The sequence below is a fragment of the Streptomyces sp. MMBL 11-1 genome, from assembly GCF_028622875.1.
Classification (GTDB): domain Bacteria; phylum Actinomycetota; class Actinomycetes; order Streptomycetales; family Streptomycetaceae; genus Streptomyces.
Genome location: NZ_CP117709.1, coordinates 4,782,316 through 4,803,164 on the forward strand (window position 1 = coordinate 4,782,316; position 20,849 = coordinate 4,803,164).

Sequence of the window (20,849 nt, forward strand, 5' to 3'; positions counted from 1 at the left end):
GCCCGCGGCCCCCGCCGCAGGGCATGGTCTTGGCTGCATACGTCACGTAATCGGCGTGGACGTGTCGGGAGCAAGAGGAAAGAGAGAGCAGTGCTGAACGGGTTCAAGGACTTCATCCTGCGCGGGAACGTCATCTCGATGGCGATCGGTCTCGCTGTCGGGGCCGCCTTCACCGCCGTCGTCACGGGCTTCAGCAACGCTTTCATCACACCGCTGATCGGTCTCGCCACCCGCGGCACCGGAGACTTCAGCAAGGCCTCCTACGAGGTCGACGGCGTCGTGTTCCCCTACGGCCTCTTCATCAGCGCCGCGATCGCCTTCCTGATCACCGCCGCGGTGCTGTACTTCTGCGTCGTGGTCCCCATGGCCAAGGTGCAGAACCGCTTCACCAAGGAGGAAGAGGAGGAGGCCGTCGACATCAAGGCCGCCCTCCGCGACTGCCCGCGCTGCTTCAGCGAGATCCCCTCCGTCGCCTCCCGCTGCGGCCACTGCACCAGCGAGGTCGAGCCCGACCCCGAGGCGCTCTCCCTCGCCAAGCTCCCCGCGCAGCAGCACTGAACGGACAGCGGCACTGAACGGAACAGCAGCACTGAACGGACAGCGGCACTGACCGGAACAGTCGCCCGGACCGGAACGGCAACCCTGACCGGACAGCAGCACTGATCGGAACAGCAGCCAGCCCCGAACGCGGCGCCGCACGCATACCCGAAGGACCCCCGCACCACGAGGAAGCCCGCCACCCGTACGGCCCAGCGCCCCTCCGTACGGGGCCGGGCGCCCGACCGGCGCGAACACGCGGCACAGCCCCGCCCTCCGGCCGCACGCACAAGGGAACTAGCTCCTCCCGCCTGGCGTTGACCAGTACAGGAGGCTCCACTGGGGAGTGGAGCACCACCATGCAAAGGGTTCCCCTGCTGCACCACTTGGAGGGCGTACCGTGCACCGCCGGCACAACGGGCTGAAGACCGCCGTACTCCTCGGGGGACTGTCCGCTCTCATCATCGTCATCGGCAGCTTCTTCGGACGTACGGGACTCGTCGTCGCACTCCTGGTAGCCGTCGGCACCAACGCCTACGCCTACTGGAACAGCGACAAGCTGGCGCTGCGGGCCATGCGCGCCCGGCCCGTCAGCGAGTTCGAGGCGCCTCAGCTCTACCGCATCGTCCGCGAGCTCTCCACGGCGGCCCGCCAGCCCATGCCGCGCCTCTACATCTCCCCGACGCAGGCGCCCAACGCGTTCGCCACCGGCCGTAACCCGCGCAACGCCGCCGTCTGCTGTACCGAGGGCATCCTCCAGATCCTCGACGAACGCGAGCTGCGCGGCGTCCTCGGCCACGAGCTGAGCCATGTCTACAACCGGGACATCCTCATCTCGTCCGTCGCCGGAGCCCTCGCCTCCGTCGTGATGTTCCTGGTCAACTTCGCCTGGCTCATCCCGGTGGGCCGCTCCAACGACGACGAGGGGCCCGGCCTCCTCGGCATGCTCCTGATCATGATCCTGGGACCGCTCGCCGCCTCCGTCATCCAGCTCGCCGTCAGCCGCTCCCGGGAGTACGAGGCCGACGCCTCCGGGGCCCAGCTCACCGGCGACCCCCTGGCCCTCGCCAGCGCCTTGCGCAAGCTCGACGCCGGTACGAAACAGCTCCCGCTGCCGCCCGAGCCCAGGATCGAGACCGCGAGCCACATGATGATCGCGAACCCGTTCCGTCCCGGCCAGGGAATGGCGAAGATGTTCTCCACCCACCCGCCGATGGCGGAGCGGATCGCCCGACTAGAAGAGATGGCAGGTCATCGCCCGTGAAAACCATCCTGAACGTCATCTGGCTGATCCTCTGCGGATTCTGGATGTTCCTCGGCTACCTGCTCGCGGGCCTCCTGCTCTGCATCACCATCATCGGCATCCCCTTCGGGCTCGCCGCCTTCAGGATCGGCGTCTACGCCCTCTGGCCGTTCGGCCACACCGTCGTCGACCGCCGGGACGCCGGCTCGCCCTCCTGCGTGGGGAACGTCCTCTGGCTGGTCCTCGCCGGCTGGTGGCTCGCCCTCGGCCACATCACCACCGGCATCGCGCTGTGCATCACGATCATCGGCATCCCTCTGGGCATCGCCAACTTCAAACTGATCCCCGTCTCCCTCATGCCCTTCGGCAAGGAGATCGTCCGCACGGACCAGCCCTTCGCCGCCCGGTAGCCCGCCCCGCCGCCCACCGGCCGGGCACCCGTCCCGACCTCGACGGACACCCCCCGGGCAACCGAAGGCATGGCTGCGGCGTCTTGGGTTCCAGGACGAAGCAAGGGGTAGGTGCAGCCACATGGGCATCATCAGTTGGATCATTCTCGGGCTGCTCGCCGGAGTCATAGCGAAAATCCTCCTCCCGGGACGCGACCCGGGAGGCATCGTCGGCACCACGCTCATCGGTATCGCCGGGGCCTTCGTCGGGGGCTGGCTCTCCAGCAAATTCCTCGACCGCCCCATCAGCAACGACTTCTACGACACCGCGACCTGGATCGCCGCCATCGCCGGTTCCCTGGTCCTGCTCATCGCCTACCGGCTGCTGTTCGGCAACTCCCGCGAACGCCGCTGACCCCGGGGGCGGGCACCCGGGCCCGTGAGCGGCCGGCGGCGCACCTCGCCCTACCGCGAGCCCCGTGACGTCATCCCGGTCTCCCGCAACGTCAGGTTCAACCGGCCGGCCCGCAGCCCCGCGGCCGGGTCGGCCGGTCCCGCATACACCTTCGGCACCCCGTGGAACGCGAAACGCGACGGCCCGCCGAAGACGAACAGATCCCCGGACCGCAACTCCACATCCGTGTAGGGCTGCCCGCGCCCCTCCGTGTTCCCGAAGCGGAACACACACCGCGCCCCGATGCTCAACGACACCACAGGAGCGCTCGACCGCTCCTCCTTGTCCTGATGCATCCCCATCCGCGCGGTGGCGTCGTAGAAGTTGATCAGCGCGGTATCCGGTGCAAACGTCTCCGCCGCGCCCTCGTCCCCGTACGCCTCGGCCACCGCCGCCCGCCCCAGATCGCCCAGCCAGTCCGGGAACGCGGCCACCCGGGCACCGTTCACGTCGTCAGCCGTACGCGCGTACCGGTACGGCTGCCAGTGCCACCCCAGGCACACCGTCCGCACCGACATCACCCCGCCGCCCGGCAGCACCGTATGCCGCAACGGGACCGGCCCCCGCGCCCACTGACGGCACGCCGCCACCAACTCCGCACGCTGCTCCACCGACAGCCACTCCGGCACATGGACGGCCCCCGGCGCGACCACCCTCCGCTCCCGCCGGAAGAGGCCGTCCGAGGACGGCGGAAGCCCTGGCGCCACGGCTCAGCCCGCCCCGCCCTCGATCCCCAGCAGCAGCTTCTTCCGCTCCAGCCCGCCCGCGTACCCCCGCAGCGCCCCGTCCGCCCCGATCACCCGGTGGCACGGCCGCACGACCAGCAACGGGTTGCGCCCGATCGCCGTGCCCACCGCGCGCACCCCCGCGCCCGAGGCCCCGACCAGCGCCGCGACCTCCCCGTACGACACCGTGCTCCCGTACGGGATCGACTCCAGCACCGCCCAGACCCGCCGCTGGAACTCCGTGCCCGTACCCTCCGCCAGCGGCACGTCGAACCGTGTCGAGCGCCCCGCGAAGTACGCCTCCAACTGCCGGGCGACCTCCGCGAACGCCTCGGGGGCGTGCCGCCAGCCGTCCTGGACGACCGCGCCGCCCTTCTGGCCGGGCATCGACAACGAACGCAGCTCGACCCCGGCCGTCGCGGGCACACCGGCTGTGTCCGGCCTGTCCGCCACCACCTCGCCGACCAGCAGCAACTCGCCCAGCGGGCTCTCCACCCGCGCGTACACCGTCGTCGTCATGCCTTCTCACTTCCCCGGTCGGTACGGCCAGTCTGCGCTCGCCCGCGGTGCCCCCACCGGCGGTATTCGGACATCGCGCCCGCGCCCCGGGGCCTGGCACACGAAGAGGCACGCCGTCGAGGTCGGCCCCGGCGGTGTGCCCCCGTTGTGCACAGCTCAGCTCAGCTCAGTTCGGTTCAGTTCGGCTCAGCTCAGTCCAGTCCAGTCCAGTTCGGCTCGGTCCGGTCAGGCTGAGGCGATCCGGCAACGCCCGTACGGATCGCGACAGTTCGTCACCGGTAGTTGACGAACTGCACCGCGAAGTCGAAGTCCTGCCCCTTGAGCAGCGCTTGCACGGCCTGCAGATCATCCCGGCTCTTCGAGCTGACCCGCAGCTCGTCACCCTGGACCTGCGCCTTGACGCCCTTCGGGCCCTCGTCGCGGATGATCTTCGCCACCTTCTTGGCGTTGTCCTGGGAGATGCCTTCCTCGATCGTGGCGAAGATCTTGTACTCCTTGCCGGAGAGCTGCGGCTCACCGGCGTCCAGCGACTTCAGCGAGATGCCGCGCTTGATCAGCTTGGACTGGAAGATGTCGAGGATGGCCTTGACCCGCTCCTCGCCGTTCGCCTCCATCAGAATCTTCTCGCCCGACCACGAGATCGAGGCGCCCGTGCCCTTGAAGTCGTAACGCTGGGAGATCTCCTTGGCGGCCTGGTTGAGGGCGTTGTCGACCTCCTGCCGCTCGACCTTCGAGACGATGTCGAAACTGGAGTCGGCCATGACGTGTGGCTCCTTGCGTCGAATGCTGGGGATACAGCGCAAGCCTAGCCACCGCCGCCCCCCGTGGCCGCTGATCAATCAGGTGGCGGAGCACCCCCGGCCATCAGGTATTGTTTACGTCGTCGCCAAGGAGCTCACCACGAGATCCAACGCGTCGTTCGAGGCGGTGTGCCCGAGTGGCCAAAGGGAGCAGACTGTAAATCTGCCGGCTCAGCCTACCCAGGTTCGAACCCTGGCGCCGCCACGCGAACGAAGCCCCCGACCGGTTCTTCCGGTCGGGGGCTTCCTCGTTGTCCGGGCGCGGAGTTCCGCCGAGGGGTCCGCTGCGGATCAGTTGCCCGCGACGCCCTTCACGGCCACCGTCACCGGCACGTTCCCGGAGATCGCCTCCAGGGTCAGACCCGCCGTAGCCGGGGTGTCCAGCAGCTCCAGCAGCGTGGCCGCCACGTCGTCGCGAGGGATCGGGCCGCGGCCCGTCGAGGCGGCCAGGAGGACCTGCCCGGTACCCGCGTCGTTGGTCAGCATGCCGGGGCGCAGGATCGTCCAGTCCAGCGCGGTGCGCGAGCGTACGTCGGCGTCGGCGGCGCCCTTGGCCCTCAGATACACGTCGAAGACCTCGTCGCCGGGGTGGTCGGGGTCGGCGCCCATCGAGGAGACGACGAGATAGCGGCGGACGCCCGCCGCCTCGGCCGCGTCGGCGAACAGCACGGCCGCGTCACGGTCGACGGTGTCCTTGCGGGCGACGCTGCTGTTGGGCCCCGCGCCCGCGGCGAAGACGGCCGCGTCCGCGCCGCGCAGCACCTCCGCGGTCTGCTCCACGGTGGCCGTTTCGAGGTCCAGCACGGCGGGTCGGGCACCGGCGTCGGTCAGGTCCTGGCTCTGTTGGGGGTTGCGGATGATCCCTACGGCTTCATCCCCGCGTGCGGCGAGCAGCCGCTCCAGCCGTAGTGCGATCTGTCCGTGTCCACCTGCGATGACAATGCGCATATCCCCGACCGTACGCCCGGGGGCCCGGTCGTGCTCAGTTCCTCGGCCCGGCGCCGGAGTCGGGCCGCCCCTGGCGCGGAAGCCCGCCGAGCCCCGCGATGGCGTCGGCGTCGGCGTCGGAGTCGCAGTACTCGCGCACGGCGCTGGTACGGGCGACGATCCGGCCGCCGTGGATGACGATGCGGCTGTAGCCGAGGGAGAGCGCCGCGGAGAGGCGTTCACCGCGTACGGCGAGGAGTTCGGCGGGGAAACCCGCCTCGACGCGCACGCAGGGGAGGCCGAGCGCCGCGCGGGCGGCCGTGGAGACCGACGCGTACGCCTGTTCGGCACGTAGCCCCGCCTGCGAGGCGAGGAGGTAGGCGGCTTCGAGCGGATCGCCGCGACCGACCGGGTTGGCCGTGTCCCGCACCGCACCGCTGCCCGCCGCGACGCGCACACCGGCGGAGCGCAGCAGCCGTACGGGGGCGGTGGTACGGCGTTCGGCGCCGGCGCAGCCGCCCTGGGGCAGGCAGACCACCGCGATCCCCGCGGCGGCGAGCTGGTCGGCGGCGCGGGTCGCGGCCTCCAGGGGCAGGTGGGCCAGGCCGCCGCAGGGGCCCAGGGTGACGCCGGGGCGCAGGCCTGCGGCCATCGCGGCGAGCCGGGCCAGACGGGCGGGGTCGTCGCCGTCGGTGTGCAGGTCCACGGGGCAGCCGTGCTCGGCGGCGATCTCCAGGACGGCCTCGGTGTAGCCCGTCGGGTCGGGGTCGAGGTCGGGGCAGCCGCCGACGACGGCCGCGCCCATCCCGACCGCGTCCCGGAGCATCGCGAGGCTGTCCGCCCCGGCGACGCCGGTGAGGAGCCGGGGGACCGCGACGGGCATGACGTCGGCGATGCCGCGCAGGGCGCGCCGGGTCTGCAGGACGGCTTCGAGAGGGGCGAGGCCCTGGACGTCGCCGACGCGGACGTGGGTGCGCAGCGCCGTGGCGCCGTGGCCGAGCTGGAGGAGTGCGGCCTCGGTGGCGCGGCGCTGGATGTCCTCGGCGCGGTGGGAGGCGGGGCCGGGGCCGGCGCTGTCGGCGGTGAGGGCGGTGTCGCTGTGGGCGTGGGGTTCGGCCGGGGCGGGGAGCAGGAGGTAGCCGCGGAGGTCGACGCGGGGGCCGCGAGCGGTGAGGCTGCCCGCGGTGCCGACGGCCTCGATCCGGCTGCCGCTCACACGTACGTCGACGGCGCGGCCGTCGGCGAGGCGGGCGCCGCCGAGGACGAGTGCGGGGTGGTCGGCGGTGGTGGCCGCGTCGGCGCTGTCGGGCGCGTTGTCGTCGGGCCGCCGTGGCTGGCTGTCAGGCATCGCGCTCCTGGGAGGGGTGCGAGGTCACACGGAGTGACCACACCCTAGGGGTGCGCGGGGGCGGCGTCCGGGAGGAGCGGAATAGTCATATCGGTGCGCCCGTGGCGGCCGTCGGCCGGTCCGGTTCCGGAGTCGGGAGCGGCCTGGATCAAGGCCTGATCAGGGGGTGTGAGCGGCCCCGGACGGAGGGTCGGGGAGGGCGGCACAAACGGATTTGGGCAACCGGCGGGGGACCGTGTAATGTCTTCATCGCTCGCCCCAATAGCTCAGTCGGTAGAGCGTCTCCATGGTAAGGAGAAGGTCTGCGGTTCGATTCCGCATTGGGGCTCTGGTGACCGGGAAACCCCGCTTCGGCGGGGTGACTCATCATCAAAGCGGTGTAGCTCAGTCGGTAGAGCAAGCGGCTCATAATCGCTGTGTCACCGGTTCAAGTCCGGTCACCGCTACTAACGGTAGCCGATTGCTGGGTCGGTCCTTCGATCGGCTACCCTTTTATGCGTTCATCCGTCCATCGTCCGTCCAAGGAGCACTCACGTGGCTGCCACCGACGTCCGCCCGAAGATCACGCTGGCCTGCGTGGAGTGCAAGGAGCGGAACTACATCACCAAGAAGAACCGGCGTAACAACCCGGACCGTCTTGAGATGAAGAAGCACTGCCCGCGCTGCAACTCGCACACCGCGCACCGCGAAACGCGCTGAATCAGGCTCGTACACGAGGCCGTCCCCTCTGGGGGCGGCCTCGTGTCGTTGTAGGGGGCCGTTCCCGCACAGGGGCGTGCCCTTATTCGTCTTTCACCAGGTTTCTCAGGAGGTAGCGAGCCCATGGCGCTCGACCAGTCCTTCGTGGGGCGGACCTATCCGCCCACTCCGGCGTACGAGGTCGGCCGGGAGAAGATCCGCGAGTTCGCCGAGGCGGTGGGTGACACCCATCCGGCGTACGTCGACGCGGAGGCCGCCCGTGCCCTCGGTCACGCCGATGTGATCGCGCCGCCCACGTTCGTCTTCTCGATCACCTACCGGGCCGCCGGAGAGGTGGTGCGGGACCCGCGGCTGGGCCTGGACTACAGCCGGGTCGTCCACGGCGACCAGAAGTTCAGTTACGTGCGTCCGGTGCGGGCGGGGGACCGGCTGACGGTCACGTCCACGATCGAGGCCATCAAGTCCCTCGCGGGCAACGACATTGTGGACATCCGCGGGGATGTGCGCGACGAGGCCGGCGAACTGGTGGTCACGGCGCTCACGAAGCTGGTGGCGCGCGCCGCCGAGGAGGCGTGATGACGGCGAAGGTCTCTTACGGGTCGGTCGAGGTCGGCACGGAGCTGCCCGCACAGTCGTTCCCGGTGACGCGGGCCACGCTCGTGCAGTACGCCGGTGCGTCGGGCGACTTCAACCCCATCCACTGGAACGAGAAGTTCGCGCGCGAGGTCGGGCTGCCGGACGTGATCGCGCACGGCATGTTCACGATGGCCGAGGCGATCCGGGTGGTCACGGACTGGGCCGGCGACCCGGGCGCGGTCGTCGACTACGGGGTGCGCTTCACGAAGCCGGTCGTCGTGCCCAACGACGACGAGGGCGCGCTGATCGAGGTCAGCGGCAAGGTCGCGGCGAAGCTGGACGACAACCTCGTCCGGGTTGACCTGGTCGCCCTGTGTGACGGCAAGAAGGTGCTGGGGATGTCCCGGGCCGTGGTCCGGCTCGCCTGAGACGTACCGGCGGGGCAGCGAGAGGTGAGGGGCGTTCCTCCTGCGGAGGGGCGCCCCTCACTTGCGCTCCTCCCCGCCGGGCCCTTGCCACGATAGTTATTGAGTAATAACTTACGTGCATGGCAAGGATGAGTGCGGAGGAGCGGCGCGAGAGCGTCGTCCGGGCGGCGATCACCGAGTTCGCCCGCGGCGGCTACCACGGGACGTCCACCGAGGTGATCGCCCGGCGGGTCGGCGTCTCGCAGCCGTATCTCTTCCGGCTCTTCCCCAACAAGCAGGCCATCTTCATCGCCGCCGCCGAGCGCTGCCTGGAGGACACCCGCGGGGTCTTCCTGACGGCCGCCGAGGGGCTGGAGGGGGAGGAGGCCCTGCACGCCATGGCCAGTGCGTACCAGCGGCTGATCGTCCACGACGGCGAGAAGCTGATGATGCAGATGCAGATCTACGCGGCCGTCGCCGCGGCGGAGGCCGCCGGGAACCACGAGTTCGGTGAGACCCTGCGGGCGGCCTGGGCGCGGATGAGGGACGACATCCACCTCGCGCTCGGGGCCGACGAGAGTGAGACGACGACGTTCCTGGCGTTCGGCATGCTCGTCAACACCCTCGCCTCGCTGGGCTTCCCGGCCGATCATCGCGCCTGGTCGGGGTTCTACGACTCGGCGCTGCCCGTCGAGTGAACAAGCGCGCCCCGGGCCCGGCCCGGTTTTATGTCCGCAGAAGTTAGTCATCAATAACTAATCAGTAGGGGGAGAAGTGGACGCACAGCACGGCAGGACCGGCCGCGGGGGAGCGGTCTGGGTCCTGGTCATCACGAGCGTCGCCGGATTCATGGCGGCCCTCGACAACCTCGTCGTCACTACGGCCCTCCCCTCCATCCGCGAGAGCCTCGGCGGCGGCCTGGAGGACCTGGAATGGACGGTGAACGCCTACACCCTGACCTTCGCGGTGCTGCTGATGCTCGGGGCCGCGCTCGGGGACCGGTTCGGCAGACGGCGGCTGTTCATGACCGGACTCGCCGTCTTCACGGCCGCCTCCTCCGCCGCCGCGCTCTCCCCGGGCATCGGGGAGCTCATCGCCTTCCGGGCGGTCCAGGGCGTGGGGGCGGCGATCATGATGCCGCTGACGCTCACGCTGATCGGCGCCGCCGTCCCGGCCGAGCGGCGGGGAGCGGCACTGGGTGTCTTCGGAGCGGTGACCGGGGTCGCGGTCGCCAGCGGCCCGTTGGTCGGCGGGGCGCTCACCGAGCACATCTCCTGGCAGTGGATCTTCTGGCTGAACGTGCCGACAGGCCTGGTGCTGCTGCCGCTGGCCCGGCTGCGGCTCACCGAGTCCTACGCGCCGAAGGCGCCCCTGGACATCCGTGGCACGGTCCTGGTCAGCGCGGGCCTCTTCGGCATCGTCTACGCCCTGGTCAACACCGCGAGCCATGGGTGGACCGATCCGGTCGTCCTGACCGGGCTGACCGTGGGCACGGTGCTGCTCGCCCTGTTCGTCCGCCACGGCCTCCGGGCGGAGAACCCGATGCTGCCGATGCGGCTGTTCCGCGGCCGGGCCTTCCTCGGGATCAACGCCGCGAGCCTGCTGATGTTCCTCGGGATGTTCGGATCGATCTTCCTGCTCAGCCAGTTCCTGCAGAACGGCCTCGGGCACTCGCCCACCGAGGCCGGATTGCGGATGCTGCCCTGGACGGGGATGCCGATCCTCGTGGCGCCCTTCGCCGGCTACCTCTCCGACCGCTTCGGGGGCCGCCCGGTGGTGGTCACCGGGCTCGCGCTCCAGGCCGTCGGGCTCGGCCTGTTCGCCCTGGTCATCGAGCCCGGGGTGAGCTACACCGCCCAGCTCCCCGCCCTGGTCATCGGCGGAGTCGGCATGGCCATGTACTTCGCGCCCGCCGCCAGTCTCGTGCTCTCCAGCGTCCGGCCAGGGGAGCAGGGCATCGCCTCCGGAGCCAACAACGCGTTGCGGGAGGTCGGCGGGGCCCTCGGGGTCGCGGTGCTCGCCGCCGTGTTCGCCGCCCAGGGCGGCTACGGCTCACCGAGGCTGTTCGCCGACGGGACGGCGCCCGCCGTCTGGATCGGGGCCGGGTCGGTGGCGCTGGGCGCCCTCGTCGCGCTCCTGATCCCGGGCCGCCGCGGCGTCGGCCACCCGGGCCGCCCCGCCGCGGAAAAGGCGGGCCGGGATGCCGTGGAGCCGGAGCCGGAGCCGGAGCCGGAGCCGGAGCCGGGGCCAAAGCCGGAGCCGAGGCCAAAGCCGAAGCCGGGGCCGGAGCCGCTGACCGTCTGAGCCCGCCTGCGCGGCGTGTCCTGCGGATCCCTGACCGGCCCGCCGGACGCGCCCCGGCCCCGGTGCACGGTCCGCGCCCCGCACGAGCGGCGGGGCGCGGACCGTACTCTTGTCCCCGTGCAGGAACTCCACGACGCCCCCCTCGCCCCCCTGACCACCTTCCGGCTCGGCGGCCCCGCCGCCCGGCTGCTGACCGCCACGACCGACGCCGAGGTGATCGGCGCCGTGCGCGAGGCCGACACGAGCGGCACCCCGCTGCTGGTGATCGGCGGCGGTTCCAACCTGGTCATCGGGGACAAGGGCTTCGACGGCACCGCCCTGCGGATCGCCACGAAGGGCTTCGCGCTCTCGGGGACCTCCCTGGAGCTGGCGGCCGGCGAGGTGTGGACCGACGCCGTCGCCCGGACCGTCGAGGCGGGCCTCGCGGGCATCGAGTGCCTGGCCGGCATCCCCGGATCCGCGGGCGCGACCCCCATTCAGAACGTCGGCGCGTACGGACAGGAGGTGTCCACCACCATCACGGAGGTCGTCGCCTACGACCGGCGCACCGAGGAGACAGTGACGATTCCGAACGCGGAGTGCGCGTTCTCGTACCGCCACAGTCGCTTCAAGGCCGAACCCGACCGCTTCGTGGTGCTGCGCGTCCGATTCGCGCTGGAAGAGGCGGCCGGACTCTCCGCGCCCCTCAAGTACCCCGAAACGGCCAGGGCCATGGGCGTCGAGCAGGGCGACCGCGTCCCGCTGACGGCCGCCCGCGAGACCGTACTGCGGCTGCGCGCCGGCAAGGGCATGGTGCTGGATCCGGAGGACCACGACACCTGGTCGGCGGGGTCCTTCTTCACCAACCCGATCCTCGGCCCGGCCGCGTTCCAGGACTTCCTCACCCGGGTCGGCGAGCGCCTCGGTCCGGACGTGACGCCTCCGGCCTTCCCCGCCGGGGACGGACGCACCAAGACCTCGGCGGCCTGGCTGATCGACCGGGCCGGATTCACCAAGGGCTACGGCAGCGGCCCCGCCCGGATCTCCACCAAGCACACCCTCGCCCTCACCAACCGGGGCACGGCCACCACCGAGGACCTGCTCGCCCTGGCCCGCGAGGTCGTCGCCGGGGTGCACGCGGCCTTCGGCGTCACGCTGGTCAACGAGCCCGTGACGGTGGGCGTCGGCCTCTGAGCCGTACGGCCTCCCGGCGTCGGCAGGGGCTCAGTACGCGATGCCCACGCCCTGCCCCACAGTCGCCGGATCGTCGATCGACGCGAGCATCGCGTGTGCCACATCGGCCCGGGAGATGGACCGGCTGCTGCGCGGCGTGCCGCCCACGACCTGCCGGTAGACCCCCGTACGCGGCCCGTCCGTCAGCTTCGGCGGCCGCACCGCGGTCCAGTCCGTCGCACTGCGGGCCAGCGCCGCCTCCATCCGGGCGAGATCGGCGTACAGCTCCGCCAGGACCGCCCCGATCGCCCTGCGCATCAGCCGGTCGACCAGGGGATCGCCCTCCGGCGCCGGCCCCACGGGCACCGCGCTCACCACCAGCAGCCGCCGGACGCCCTCGGCCTCCATCGCCGTCAGGATCTGCCCGGTCAGCCGCTCGGCGACGCCGTTCGCCTTCCGGCCGCGCGAGCCCAGCCCCGAGAGGACCGCGTCCCGCCCCGCCACCGCCGCCCGGACCGCCGCCGGATCGTCCAGCCGGACGACGGCGTGCGGCGCCGCGCGAACCAGCGGCTCCGGAAGCCGCTCCGGATCGCGGACCACGACCGTCACCTCATGGCCCGCCGCGAGGGCCTGCCCGACGATCTCCCGACCGACGCCGCCGGTCGCTCCGAACACGCTGATTCTCATGGTGCGCCCCTCGGTGGGTGAGTATTCACTAACCACTAGGGTGGGTGGCCCCCGCCCGGGCGTCAAGATCTCCGGGTCACGGCCCGTTGGAGCACGCATGGACCAGAAGCCCGCCCGCGTCCGGATCCTCGACGCGGCACACGAGCTGATGCTCTCCATCGGGCTCGCCAGGACCACCACCAAGGAGATCGCCAAGGCGGCCGGCTGCTCGGAGGCCGCGCTCTACAAGCACTTCTCCGGCAAGGAGGAGCTGTTCGTCACCGTTCTCGCGGAGCGGCTGCCCCGGCTCGGGAACCTCCTCGGGGACCTGCGCGCGGGCGAGGGCAGCGTCGAGGGCAACCTCACCGACATCGCCCGCGTGGCCGCCCTGTTCTACGAGCAGACCTTCCCCATGGCCGCCTCCCTGTACGCCGAACCCCAGCTCAAGCGCCGCCACGAGCAGGGCATGGAGGCGCTGGAAGCCGGGCCCCATCTGCCGATCCGGCAACTCGACGCCTATCTGCGCGCCGAACAGGGCACGGGCCGGGTCCGTGCCGACGCGGACACCTACGCGGCCGCCTCCCTGCTGTTGGGCGCCTGCGCCCAACGGGCCTTCGCCTACGCCGCGCTCCCCGGTGGCACGCCCCCGCAGCCCCTGGACGAATTCGCCGCCTCCCTGGCCCGCACACTGCTGGGCGGGATCAGCTAGCCAGCCAGCCGTCGATCCCGGAGAGCAGCTTCTCCCGTACGTCCACGGGCGCCGCAGACCCACGGACCGACTGGCGGGCCAACTCGGCCAGCTCCTCGTCGGTGAAGCCGTGGTGGCGGCGCACCAGCTCGTACTGGGCGGCCAGCCGTGAACCGAACAGCAGCGGGTCGTCCGCCCCCAGCGCCATCGGCACGCCCGCGTCGAACAGCGTGCGCAGGGGGACGTCGGCGGGCTTCTCGTAGACACCGAGCGCCACATTGGACGACGGGCAGACCTCGCAGGTGACCCCGCGCTCGGCGAGCTTGCGCAGCAGCCGGGGGTCCTCGGCGGCCCGGACGCCGTGGCCGATCCGCGAGGCGTCCAGGTCGTCCAGGCAGTCGCGGACGCTGGAGGGGCCCGCGAGCTCCCCGCCGTGCGGGGCCGCCAGCAGGCCGCCCTCCCGCGCGATGGCGAAAGCCCGGTCGAAGTCGCGGGCCATACCGCGCCGCTCGTCGTTGGAGAGCCCGAAGCCGACGACGCCCCGGTCCGCGTACCGCACGGCGAGCCGCGCCAGCGTGCGCGCGTCCAGCGGGTGCTTCATCCGGTTGGCGGCGATCACCACGCGCATCCCGAGACCGGTGTCCCGGGCGGCGCTGTCCACGGCGTCGAGGATGATCTCGATGGCCGGGATCAGCCCGCCGAGCAGGGGGGCGTACGAGGTGGGGTCGACCTGGATCTCCAGCCAGCCGGAGCCGTCCGCGACGTCCTCCTGGGCGCTCTCGCGCACCAGGCGGTGAATGTCCTCCGGGGACCGCAGACACGACCGGGCGATGTCGTAGAGCCGCTGGAAACGGAACCAGCCGCGCTCGTCGGTCGCCCGCAGTCTGGGCGGCTCGCCCCCGGTCAGCGCGTCGGGGAGGTGGACCCCGTACTTGTCGGCGAGTTCGAGCAGGGTGGTTGGCCGCATCGACCCGGTGAAGTGCAGGTGCAGGTGGGCCTTGGGCAACAGACGTACATCACGCTCCATCGGAAGATCCTGCCGCACGGGCGGGCCGGAGCGGTAGCCGCTTTCCCTATCAGGGGTGCCGCTCGAACAAAAGCGCCCCCGGCCGGTGGAGTCCTCCAACGGCCGGGGGCGCTTCTGTTCGAGCGGTGGAGCGACCGGTCAGGCCTTGGCCTCGCCCAGCAGCTTCTGGATCCGCGAGACGCCCTCGATCAGGTCCTCGTCGCCCAGGGCGTAGGAAAGGCGCAGGTAGCCCGGGGTGCCGAAGGCCTCGCCGGGGACGACGGCGACCTCGGCCTCGTCCAGGATGAGCGCGGCCAGCTCGACGGTGGTGGCCGGACGCTTGCCGCGGATCTCCTTGCCGAGGAGGTCCTTCACCGCCGGGTAGGCGTAGAAGGCGCCCTCGGGCTCGGGGCAGAACACACCGTCGATCTCGTTGAGCATCCGCACGATGATCCCGCGGCGGCGGTCGAAGGCGGTGCGCATCTCGGCGACGGCGTCCAGCGGGCCGGAGACGGCCGCGAGCGCGGCGATCTGGGCGACGTTGGAGACGTTGGAGGTGGCGTGCGACTGGAGGTTGGTCGCGGCCTTCACCACGTCCCGCGGGCCGATGATCCACCCCACCCGCCAGCCGGTCATCGCGTACGTCTTGGCGACGCCGTTGACCACGACGCACTTGTCGCGCAGCTCGGGGACGATCGCCGGGAGCGAGGTGAAGGTGGCGTCACCGTAGACGAGGTGCTCGTAGATCTCGTCGGTCATGACCCACAGGCCGTGCTCGACGGCCCAGCGGCCGATGGCCTCGGCGTCGGCCTCGCTGTAGACGGCGCCGGTCGGGTTCGACGGCGAGACGAACAGGACGACCTTGGTCTTCTCGGTGCGCGCGGCCTCCAGCTGCTCGACGGAGACCCGGTAGCCGGTGGTCTCGTCGGCCACGACCTCGACCGGGACACCGCCGGCGAGCCGGATCGACTCGGGGTAGGTGGTCCAGTACGGGGCGGGGACGATGACCTCGTCGCCCGGGTCGAGGATCGCGGCGAAGGCCTCGTAGATGGCCTGCTTGCCGCCGTTGGTCACCAGGATCTGGCTGGCGTCGACCTCGTAGCCGGAGTCACGCAGCGTCTTCTCTGCGATGGCGGCCTTGAGCTCGGGGAGCCCGCCTGCGGGGGTGTAGCGGTGGTACTTCGGGTTGCGGCAGGCCTCGACCGCGGCGTCGACGATGTAGTCGGGCGTCGGGAAGTCGGGCTCGCCGGCCCCGAAGCCGATCACCGGACGCCCGGCGGCCTTGAGGGCCTTGGCCTTGGCGTCGACGGCGAGGGTCGCGGACTCGGAGATCGCACCGATGCGGGCGGAAACCCGGCGCTCGGACGGTGAAGTTGCAGCGCTCATGGCCCCATGCTCCCAGACCGCGAAAGCCGTCGGCACAGGGGTTTCAGGGACCGGACAGGACCCGGACAGGTCCCGGACCGCACGCGGACAGGAGCGGTCGGGAGCCGTCTGTTCGACGCGGCGGCCATGAACACGTACACTCACCTGTCGTTGGCCTTCACCAGCCGCACTGTTCCTGCACCCGGTCACCGGGAAAGATGCGGTAGGTTGGTGGAAACCACAAAGGGTCGTAGCTCAATTGGTAGAGCACTGGTCTCCAAAACCAGCGGTTGGGGGTTCAAGTCCCTCCGGCCCTGCTACACACTCCTTCGCCAGGATGTGTGCGCATGTACGTACTTCATTGCACAGCCGTGCGGCTCCACCGGGCGCGGCACGGCCACGACCCGGAATCAGGTGAGTAGCGTGACGGACGCCGTGGGCTCCATCGACATGCCTGATGCTGAGGATGAAGCTCCCGAGTCGAAGAAGAAGACTCGGAAGGGCGGCAAGCGCGGCAAGAAGGGCCCTCTGGGTCGGCTCGCGCTGTTCTACCGCCAGATCGTCGCCGAACTCCGTAAGGTTGTCTGGCCGACCCGTAGCCAGCTGACGACGTACACCTCCGTGGTGATCGTGTTCGTCGTCGTCATGATCGGTCTTGTTACCGTTCTCGACATGGGCTTCGCCCGGATCGTCAAGTACGTCTTCGGCTGATCACGCGGAAGGCGTCGGACCCGGCGTCCCTTTCGCACGTTCCACCCTTTGTATCCAGGAAGAAGCAGCCATCGTGTCTGACCCGAACCTGAACGACGCCGTCGAGCCCGAGGCTGGCGCCTTCGAGTCCGCCAAGGACGAGCTCGACATCGTTGAGGCTGCTGACTCCGTGGACCCGGACCCGGACCAGGCCGAGGCCGCAGACCTCGCCGCGGGCGAGCCCGCCGAGCAGGCCGCCGTGGACGTCGAGGCGGAGACGCCCGACGAGGACGCGGCCGCCGAGGGCGAAGCCGCCGAGGCCGACGACGAGAGCGCCGACGAGGAAGAGGCCGAGCCGGCCGCCCCCGTCGACCCCGTCGCCGCCCTGCGCGACGAGCTCCGCACGCTTCCCGGCGAGTGGTACGTCATCCACACGTACGCCGGTTACGAGAAGCGTGTGAAGGCCAACCTGGAGCAGCGAGCCGTCTCGCTGAACGTGGAGGAGTTCATCTATCAGGCCGAGGTGCCTGAAGAGGAAATCGTCCAGATCAAGAACGGCGAGCGCAAGAACGTCCGGCAGAACAAGCTTCCCGGCTATGTGCTGGTGCGCATGGACCTGACGAACGAGTCCTGGGGCGTCGTGCGGAACACGCCGGGCGTCACCGGCTTCGTGGGCAACGCCTACGACCCGTACCCGCTGACCCTGGACGAGATCGTCAAGATGCTCGCCCCGGAGGCCGAGGAGAAGGCCGCCCGCGAGGCCGCCGAGGCCGAGGGCAAGCCGGCTCCGTCCCGCAAGGTCGAGGTCCAGGTGCTGGACTTCGAGGTCGGCGACTCGGTCACCGTCACGGACGGCCCGTTCGCCACGCTGCAGGCCACGATCAACGAGATCAACGCCGACTCGAAGAAGGTCAAGGGCCTCGTCGAGATCTTCGGCCGCGAGACCCCGGTCGAGCTCAGCTTCGACCAGATCCAGAAGAACTAGCGCTTACCGCCGGTTTCTGGACCCATGCCTACCCAGCAGGTCAGAGGGGCTCTACAGCCCATCTGACCTGCTGGGTTTTTGGTCGCACAGCTATACCCGTTATCGTTGTGCGGTATGCCTCCATCCGGATGACCGGAATCGGCGGCGAAACACTCTCATAGGACCCGGAGAGAGCAATGCCTCCCAAGAAGAAGAAGGTCACGGGGCTTATCAAGCTCCAGATCAACGCCGGTGCGGCGAACCCGGCCCCGCCGGTCGGCCCCGCGCTCGGTCAGCACGGCGTCAACATCATGGAGTTCTGCAAGGCCTACAACGCCGCGACCGAGTCGCAGCGTGGCATGGTCGTGCCGGTGGAGATCACGGTCTACGAGGACCGCTCCTTCACCTTCATCACGAAGACTCCGCCGGCCGCCAAGCTGATCCTCAAGGCCGCGGGTGTGGACAAGGGCTCCGGCGAGCCGCACAAGACCAAGGTTGCCAAGCTGACGGCCGCCCAGGTCCGCGAGATCGCCACGACGAAGCTCCCCGACCTGAACGCCAATGACCTCGACGCCGCGTCGAAGATCATTGCCGGCACCGCCCGTTCCATGGGCATCACGGTTGAAGGCTGATTCAGCCCCGTAGCCCCAGTGGTAGGACCAAGCGCTGGTCCGCACCACGACTCCACACTCTGAAAACACAGGAGTAGAAGTGAAGCGCAGCAAGAACCTCCGCGCTGCGGACGCCAAGATCGACCGGGAGCGCACCTACGCCCCGCTCGAGGCCGTCCGTCTCGCCAAGGAAACGTCCACCACGAAGTTCGACGGCACCGTCGAGGTCGCCTTTGCCCTGGGTGTCGACCCGCGCAAGGCCGACCAGATGGTCCGCGGCACCGTGAACCTCCCGCACGGCACCGGCAAGACCGCCCGGGTCCTGGTCTTCGCGACCGGTGACCGTGCTGCGGCCGCGGAAGCCGCCGGAGCCGACATCGTCGGCGCCGACGAGCTCATCGACGAGGTGGCGAAGGGCCGTCTGGACTTCGACGCCGTCGTCGCGACCCCGGACCTCATGGGCAAGGTCGGCCGTCTCGGCCGCGTGCTCGGTCCGCGTGGTCTGATGCCGAACCCGAAGACCGGCACCGTCACCCCCGATGTCGTGAAGGCTGTCAACGACATCAAGGGCGGCAAGATCGAGTTCCGCGTCGACAAGCACTCGAACCTGCACTTCATCATCGGCAAGACCTCGTTCGACGAGACCAAGCTGGTGGAGAACTACGCAGCGGCGCTGGACGAGATCCTCCGTCTGAAGCCGTCTGCCGCCAAGGGCCGTTACATCAAGAAGGCCACGCTGGCCACCACGATGGGCCCCGGCATCCCGCTGGACGCCAACCGCACCCGCAACCTCCTCGTCGAGGAGGACCCGGCCGCCGTCTGAGCTTCCGTGCTCACCCGGTAGCCGCGTCGTACGCGTGCACTGTGTGGACGGGCCCCGCAACCTTTCGAGGTGCGGGGCCCGTCCTCGTATCCGTAAGGACCCATGTCTGTCAGTGCCCTGTGCCACTGTGGTGCGGGGGACGACAGACGATACGAGGGGTGGACCGGGTAATGAGGACGAGCACGGCACGACGCATGGGCACGGCTCTGGCCGCCGCGGCGGCACTGACGTCGATAGCGGCCTGCAGTGGCTCCGACGGCTCCGACGGCTCCAAGGGCGCCGACGGCGCCGCCAAGGACAAGGCGGGCGCCGTCTCCAAGGTGAGCCCCGTGGCCGCGCTGAAGCAGGTGCGGCAGAAGACCGGAGGCGCCCAGTCGGCGAAGGTCGAGGGCACCACGGAGATAGGCAGCGTCATGTCCATGAAGCAGTCCGGGGCCATCGGCTGGGCCGACGGACTCTCGGGCGAGCTGGCCATCACGTACACCGGCGGCACCATGGGCGACGCCCTGAAGCAGGCCGGCGGCGACGGAACGGTCAAGGCGCGCTACTTCAAGGACGAGTACTACGCCAACATGGGCGAGGCCATGGCGGCCAACACCGGCGGGAAGCACTGGATCCGCTATTCCTACAAGGACCTCGCCGAGCTGGGCGGCGCCTCCGGCGACGTCATGAAGGACCAGATCCAGAACAGCACGCCCGAGCAGGGCGTGAAGGCACTCCTGGCCTCCGGTGACGTGAAGAAGGTCGGCCAGGAGGACGTCCGCGGGGTTCCCGCGACGCACTACTCCGGCACGGTCGACGTGGCCGACCTGACCGCGAAGAACAGCAACCTGGACGCGAAGCAGCTGGCCGCGTTCAAGGAGCAGCTCGCCCTGGCCGGGGTGACCACCCAGACCGTCGACATCTGGGTCGACAAGAACGACCTGCTGGTGAAGAAGACCGAGCGCGGCGAGATGAAGACCGGCGCGTTCAACTCGACGCTCTTCTACAGCGACTACGGCACCGAGGTCCCCTCCGAGAAGCCGTCGGCCTCGGACACCGTGGACTTCAAGGAGATGCTGAAGCAGGGTGGCGCTACCCCGGGCGGCGCCTCCTGACACCTCCCGCACGGGACGAACGGGGACGGATTTGCTCGTCCCGCGTCCGGTCGCGTACTCTCACCAAGAAGCCAAAGACCGCTGGTCGTCGCTGTGCCTCGTCAGAGGGACGGTGACCGAAGGTTCCGCTAGACCGGACGACCTGCGCAGGTGACTGTGGAACGCTCCCGGACTCTGTTCGGTCGAGCCGCGCCCTGGCACTTGTGCTGGGGCGTTTCGTCTTTCCCGGCCCCTTCTGAGCGGTCCTCATCACCCGGAAGGAGGCCGACGCTCATGGCAAGGCCCGACAAGGCTGCCGCGGTAGCCGAGCTGACGGACCAGTTCCGCAGCTCGAACGCCGCCGTGCTGACCGAGTACCGGGGTCTCACCGTGGCACAGCTCAAGGAGCTGCGCCGTTCGCTCGGTGAGAACGCCCAGTACGCCGTGGTGAAGAACACGCTGACCAAGATTGCGGCCAACGAGGCCGGGATCGACACGCTGGACGACCTGTTCTCGGGTCCGACGGCGGTTGCCTTCGTCACCGGTGACCCGGTGGAGTCGGCGAAGGGTCTTCGTGACTTCGCCAAGGACAACCCCAACCTCATCATCAAGGGCGGTGTCCTTGACGGTAAGGCGCTGTCCGCCGATGAGTTCAAGAAGCTCGCGGACCTCGAGTCCCGCGAGGTTCTGCTCTCCAAGCTGGCCGGTGCTTTCAAGGGCAAGCAGACGCAGGCGGCGCAGGTCTTCCAGGCCCTGCCCTCCAAGTTCGTCCGCACCGCGGAAGCTCTTCGCGCCAAGAAGGAAGAGCAGGGCGGTGCCGGTACTCCGGCTCCCGCCGAGGCCGCCGAGTAATTTCGCTCAGCGGTCCAGCGGGCTCCAC

The 20,849-nt window shown here is 70.1% G+C and carries 25 protein-coding genes and 4 tRNA genes; 21 read left to right on the plus strand and 8 right to left on the minus strand.

Annotation, left to right across the window (positions count from 1 at the left end):
• Nucleotides 1–90 precede the first annotated feature (90 nt).
• The 4 genes from mscL (at nt 91) to PSQ21_RS21130 (ending at nt 2,584) form a co-directional block, all read left to right on the plus strand.
• Nucleotides 91–558 (plus strand): large conductance mechanosensitive channel protein MscL, encoded by a 468-nt coding sequence (gene mscL, locus PSQ21_RS21115; protein ID WP_097870167.1) that lies wholly within the window; start codon nt 91–93, stop codon nt 556–558.
• Nucleotides 559–937: 379 nt separating this feature from the next.
• Complete coding sequence (gene htpX / locus PSQ21_RS21120) at nt 938–1,801, plus strand: zinc metalloprotease HtpX (protein WP_274032180.1); 864 nt, start codon at nt 938–940, stop codon at nt 1,799–1,801.
• Complete coding sequence (locus PSQ21_RS21125; protein ID WP_215111172.1) at nt 1,798–2,190, plus strand: YccF domain-containing protein; 393 nt, start codon at nt 1,798–1,800, stop codon at nt 2,188–2,190. The genes htpX and PSQ21_RS21125 overlap by 4 nt, the downstream gene beginning before the upstream one ends.
• A 121-nt stretch (nt 2,191–2,311) precedes the next feature.
• Nucleotides 2,312–2,584, plus strand: a complete 273-nt coding sequence (locus PSQ21_RS21130) for a GlsB/YeaQ/YmgE family stress response membrane protein (protein WP_274032181.1) — start codon at nt 2,312–2,314, stop codon at nt 2,582–2,584.
• Between the two features lie 50 nt (nt 2,585–2,634).
• On the opposite strand, the gene PSQ21_RS21135 is transcribed toward PSQ21_RS21130, so the two are convergent.
• From PSQ21_RS21135 to PSQ21_RS21145, 3 genes are all read right to left on the minus strand, one after another.
• Nucleotides 2,635–3,276, minus strand: coding sequence for an alpha-ketoglutarate-dependent dioxygenase AlkB family protein (locus PSQ21_RS21135; RefSeq protein ID WP_274032182.1), 642 nt, complete (start codon nt 3,274–3,276; stop codon nt 2,635–2,637).
• 57 nt (nt 3,277–3,333) lie between these two features.
• Nucleotides 3,334–3,867 (minus strand): methylated-DNA--[protein]-cysteine S-methyltransferase, encoded by a 534-nt coding sequence (locus tag PSQ21_RS21140; protein ID WP_274032183.1) that lies wholly within the window; start codon nt 3,865–3,867, stop codon nt 3,334–3,336.
• Nucleotides 3,868–4,139: 272 nt separating this feature from the next.
• A complete protein-coding gene (locus tag PSQ21_RS21145; protein ID WP_006126857.1) occupies nt 4,140–4,628 on the minus strand; it encodes a YajQ family cyclic di-GMP-binding protein in 489 nt (162 codons plus the stop codon).
• A 162-nt stretch (nt 4,629–4,790) separates the two neighbouring features.
• Here PSQ21_RS21145 and PSQ21_RS21150 point away from each other — a divergent pair.
• Nucleotides 4,791–4,872 (plus strand) — tRNA-Tyr (locus tag PSQ21_RS21150).
• Nucleotides 4,873–4,958: 86 nt separating this feature from the next.
• Here the strand turns inward: PSQ21_RS21150 and PSQ21_RS21155 are convergent.
• Nucleotides 4,959–5,615: an NAD(P)H-binding protein gene (locus PSQ21_RS21155; protein WP_274032184.1), complete on the minus strand. Its 657-nt coding sequence runs from the start codon at nt 5,613–5,615 to the stop codon at nt 4,959–4,961.
• 34 nt (nt 5,616–5,649) lie between these two features.
• The gene (locus tag PSQ21_RS21160) at nt 5,650–6,942 is read right to left on the minus strand and encodes an amidohydrolase family protein (RefSeq protein ID WP_274032185.1); all 1,293 of its coding nucleotides are present in this window, start codon (nt 6,940–6,942) and stop codon (nt 5,650–5,652) included.
• 255 nt (nt 6,943–7,197) lie between these two features.
• On the opposite strand from PSQ21_RS21160, the gene PSQ21_RS21165 reads away from it, so the two are divergent.
• From PSQ21_RS21165 to PSQ21_RS21200, 8 genes are all read left to right on the plus strand, one after another.
• Nucleotides 7,198–7,270: transfer RNA gene (locus PSQ21_RS21165), tRNA-Thr, on the plus strand.
• A gap of 45 nt (nt 7,271–7,315) precedes the next feature.
• Nucleotides 7,316–7,388: transfer RNA gene (locus PSQ21_RS21170), tRNA-Met, on the plus strand.
• An 88-nt stretch (nt 7,389–7,476) separates the two neighbouring features.
• Complete coding sequence (gene rpmG / locus PSQ21_RS21175; RefSeq protein ID WP_003956487.1) at nt 7,477–7,641, plus strand: 50S ribosomal protein L33; 165 nt, start codon at nt 7,477–7,479, stop codon at nt 7,639–7,641.
• Nucleotides 7,642–7,764: 123 nt separating this feature from the next.
• A complete protein-coding gene (locus PSQ21_RS21180; RefSeq protein WP_274032186.1) occupies nt 7,765–8,217 on the plus strand; it encodes a MaoC family dehydratase N-terminal domain-containing protein in 453 nt (150 codons plus the stop codon).
• Nucleotides 8,217–8,645, plus strand: coding sequence for a MaoC family dehydratase (locus tag PSQ21_RS21185; protein ID WP_274032187.1), 429 nt, complete (start codon nt 8,217–8,219; stop codon nt 8,643–8,645). The genes PSQ21_RS21180 and PSQ21_RS21185 overlap by 1 nt, the downstream gene beginning before the upstream one ends.
• 128 nt (nt 8,646–8,773) lie before the next feature.
• Nucleotides 8,774–9,322, plus strand: a complete 549-nt coding sequence (locus tag PSQ21_RS21190) for a TetR/AcrR family transcriptional regulator (protein ID WP_274035873.1) — start codon at nt 8,774–8,776, stop codon at nt 9,320–9,322.
• 76 nt (nt 9,323–9,398) lie between these two features.
• Nucleotides 9,399–10,928 carry a DHA2 family efflux MFS transporter permease subunit gene (locus tag PSQ21_RS21195; protein WP_274032188.1) on the plus strand — a complete coding sequence of 510 codons (1,530 nt, stop codon included), beginning with the start codon at nt 9,399–9,401 and terminating at the stop codon, nt 10,926–10,928.
• A gap of 117 nt (nt 10,929–11,045) precedes the next feature.
• Nucleotides 11,046–12,101 (plus strand): UDP-N-acetylmuramate dehydrogenase, encoded by a 1,056-nt coding sequence (locus tag PSQ21_RS21200; RefSeq protein WP_274032189.1) that lies wholly within the window; start codon nt 11,046–11,048, stop codon nt 12,099–12,101.
• A gap of 30 nt (nt 12,102–12,131) precedes the next feature.
• Here the strand turns inward: PSQ21_RS21200 and PSQ21_RS21205 are convergent, their stop codons facing one another.
• Nucleotides 12,132–12,767 carry an NAD(P)-dependent oxidoreductase gene (locus tag PSQ21_RS21205; protein ID WP_274032190.1) on the minus strand — a complete coding sequence of 212 codons (636 nt, stop codon included), beginning with the start codon at nt 12,765–12,767 and terminating at the stop codon, nt 12,132–12,134.
• A 97-nt stretch (nt 12,768–12,864) separates the two neighbouring features.
• Here PSQ21_RS21205 and PSQ21_RS21210 point away from each other — a divergent pair, with 97 nt between their 5' ends.
• Nucleotides 12,865–13,455, plus strand: coding sequence for a TetR/AcrR family transcriptional regulator (locus PSQ21_RS21210; protein ID WP_274032191.1), 591 nt, complete (start codon nt 12,865–12,867; stop codon nt 13,453–13,455).
• On the opposite strand, the gene PSQ21_RS21215 is transcribed toward PSQ21_RS21210, so the two are convergent.
• Both PSQ21_RS21215 and PSQ21_RS21220 read right to left on the minus strand, forming a co-directional pair.
• Nucleotides 13,448–14,461: an adenosine deaminase gene (locus tag PSQ21_RS21215; RefSeq protein WP_274032192.1), complete on the minus strand. Its 1,014-nt coding sequence runs from the start codon at nt 14,459–14,461 to the stop codon at nt 13,448–13,450. The genes PSQ21_RS21210 and PSQ21_RS21215 overlap by 8 nt on opposite strands.
• 138 nt (nt 14,462–14,599) lie before the next feature.
• Complete coding sequence (locus tag PSQ21_RS21220) at nt 14,600–15,826, minus strand: pyridoxal phosphate-dependent aminotransferase (protein WP_274032193.1); 1,227 nt, start codon at nt 15,824–15,826, stop codon at nt 14,600–14,602.
• Between the two features lie 223 nt (nt 15,827–16,049).
• Here PSQ21_RS21220 and PSQ21_RS21225 point away from each other — a divergent pair.
• From PSQ21_RS21225 to rplJ, 7 genes are all read left to right on the plus strand, one after another.
• A tRNA-Trp gene (locus PSQ21_RS21225) sits at nt 16,050–16,122 on the plus strand.
• A gap of 106 nt (nt 16,123–16,228) precedes the next feature.
• Nucleotides 16,229–16,516 carry a preprotein translocase subunit SecE gene (gene secE, locus PSQ21_RS21230; RefSeq protein WP_274032194.1) on the plus strand — a complete coding sequence of 96 codons (288 nt, stop codon included), beginning with the start codon at nt 16,229–16,231 and terminating at the stop codon, nt 16,514–16,516.
• Between the two features lie 73 nt (nt 16,517–16,589).
• A complete protein-coding gene (gene nusG / locus PSQ21_RS21235; RefSeq protein ID WP_274032195.1) occupies nt 16,590–17,480 on the plus strand; it encodes a transcription termination/antitermination protein NusG in 891 nt (296 codons plus the stop codon).
• Between the two features lie 176 nt (nt 17,481–17,656).
• Nucleotides 17,657–18,091 (plus strand): 50S ribosomal protein L11, encoded by a 435-nt coding sequence (gene rplK / locus PSQ21_RS21240; RefSeq protein WP_010058817.1) that lies wholly within the window; start codon nt 17,657–17,659, stop codon nt 18,089–18,091.
• A gap of 79 nt (nt 18,092–18,170) precedes the next feature.
• Entirely contained in the window at nt 18,171–18,893 is a 723-nt protein-coding gene (gene rplA / locus PSQ21_RS21245) for a 50S ribosomal protein L1 (RefSeq protein ID WP_274032196.1), read from the plus strand.
• Nucleotides 18,894–19,063: 170 nt separating this feature from the next.
• On the plus strand, nt 19,064–19,990 hold the full coding sequence (locus PSQ21_RS21250; RefSeq protein WP_274032197.1) for a hypothetical protein: 927 nt from the start codon (nt 19,064–19,066) through the stop codon (nt 19,988–19,990).
• 273 nt (nt 19,991–20,263) lie between these two features.
• Nucleotides 20,264–20,821 (plus strand): 50S ribosomal protein L10, encoded by a 558-nt coding sequence (rplJ, locus tag PSQ21_RS21255; protein ID WP_103534810.1) that lies wholly within the window; start codon nt 20,264–20,266, stop codon nt 20,819–20,821.
• Nucleotides 20,822–20,849: the final 28 nt, after the last annotated feature.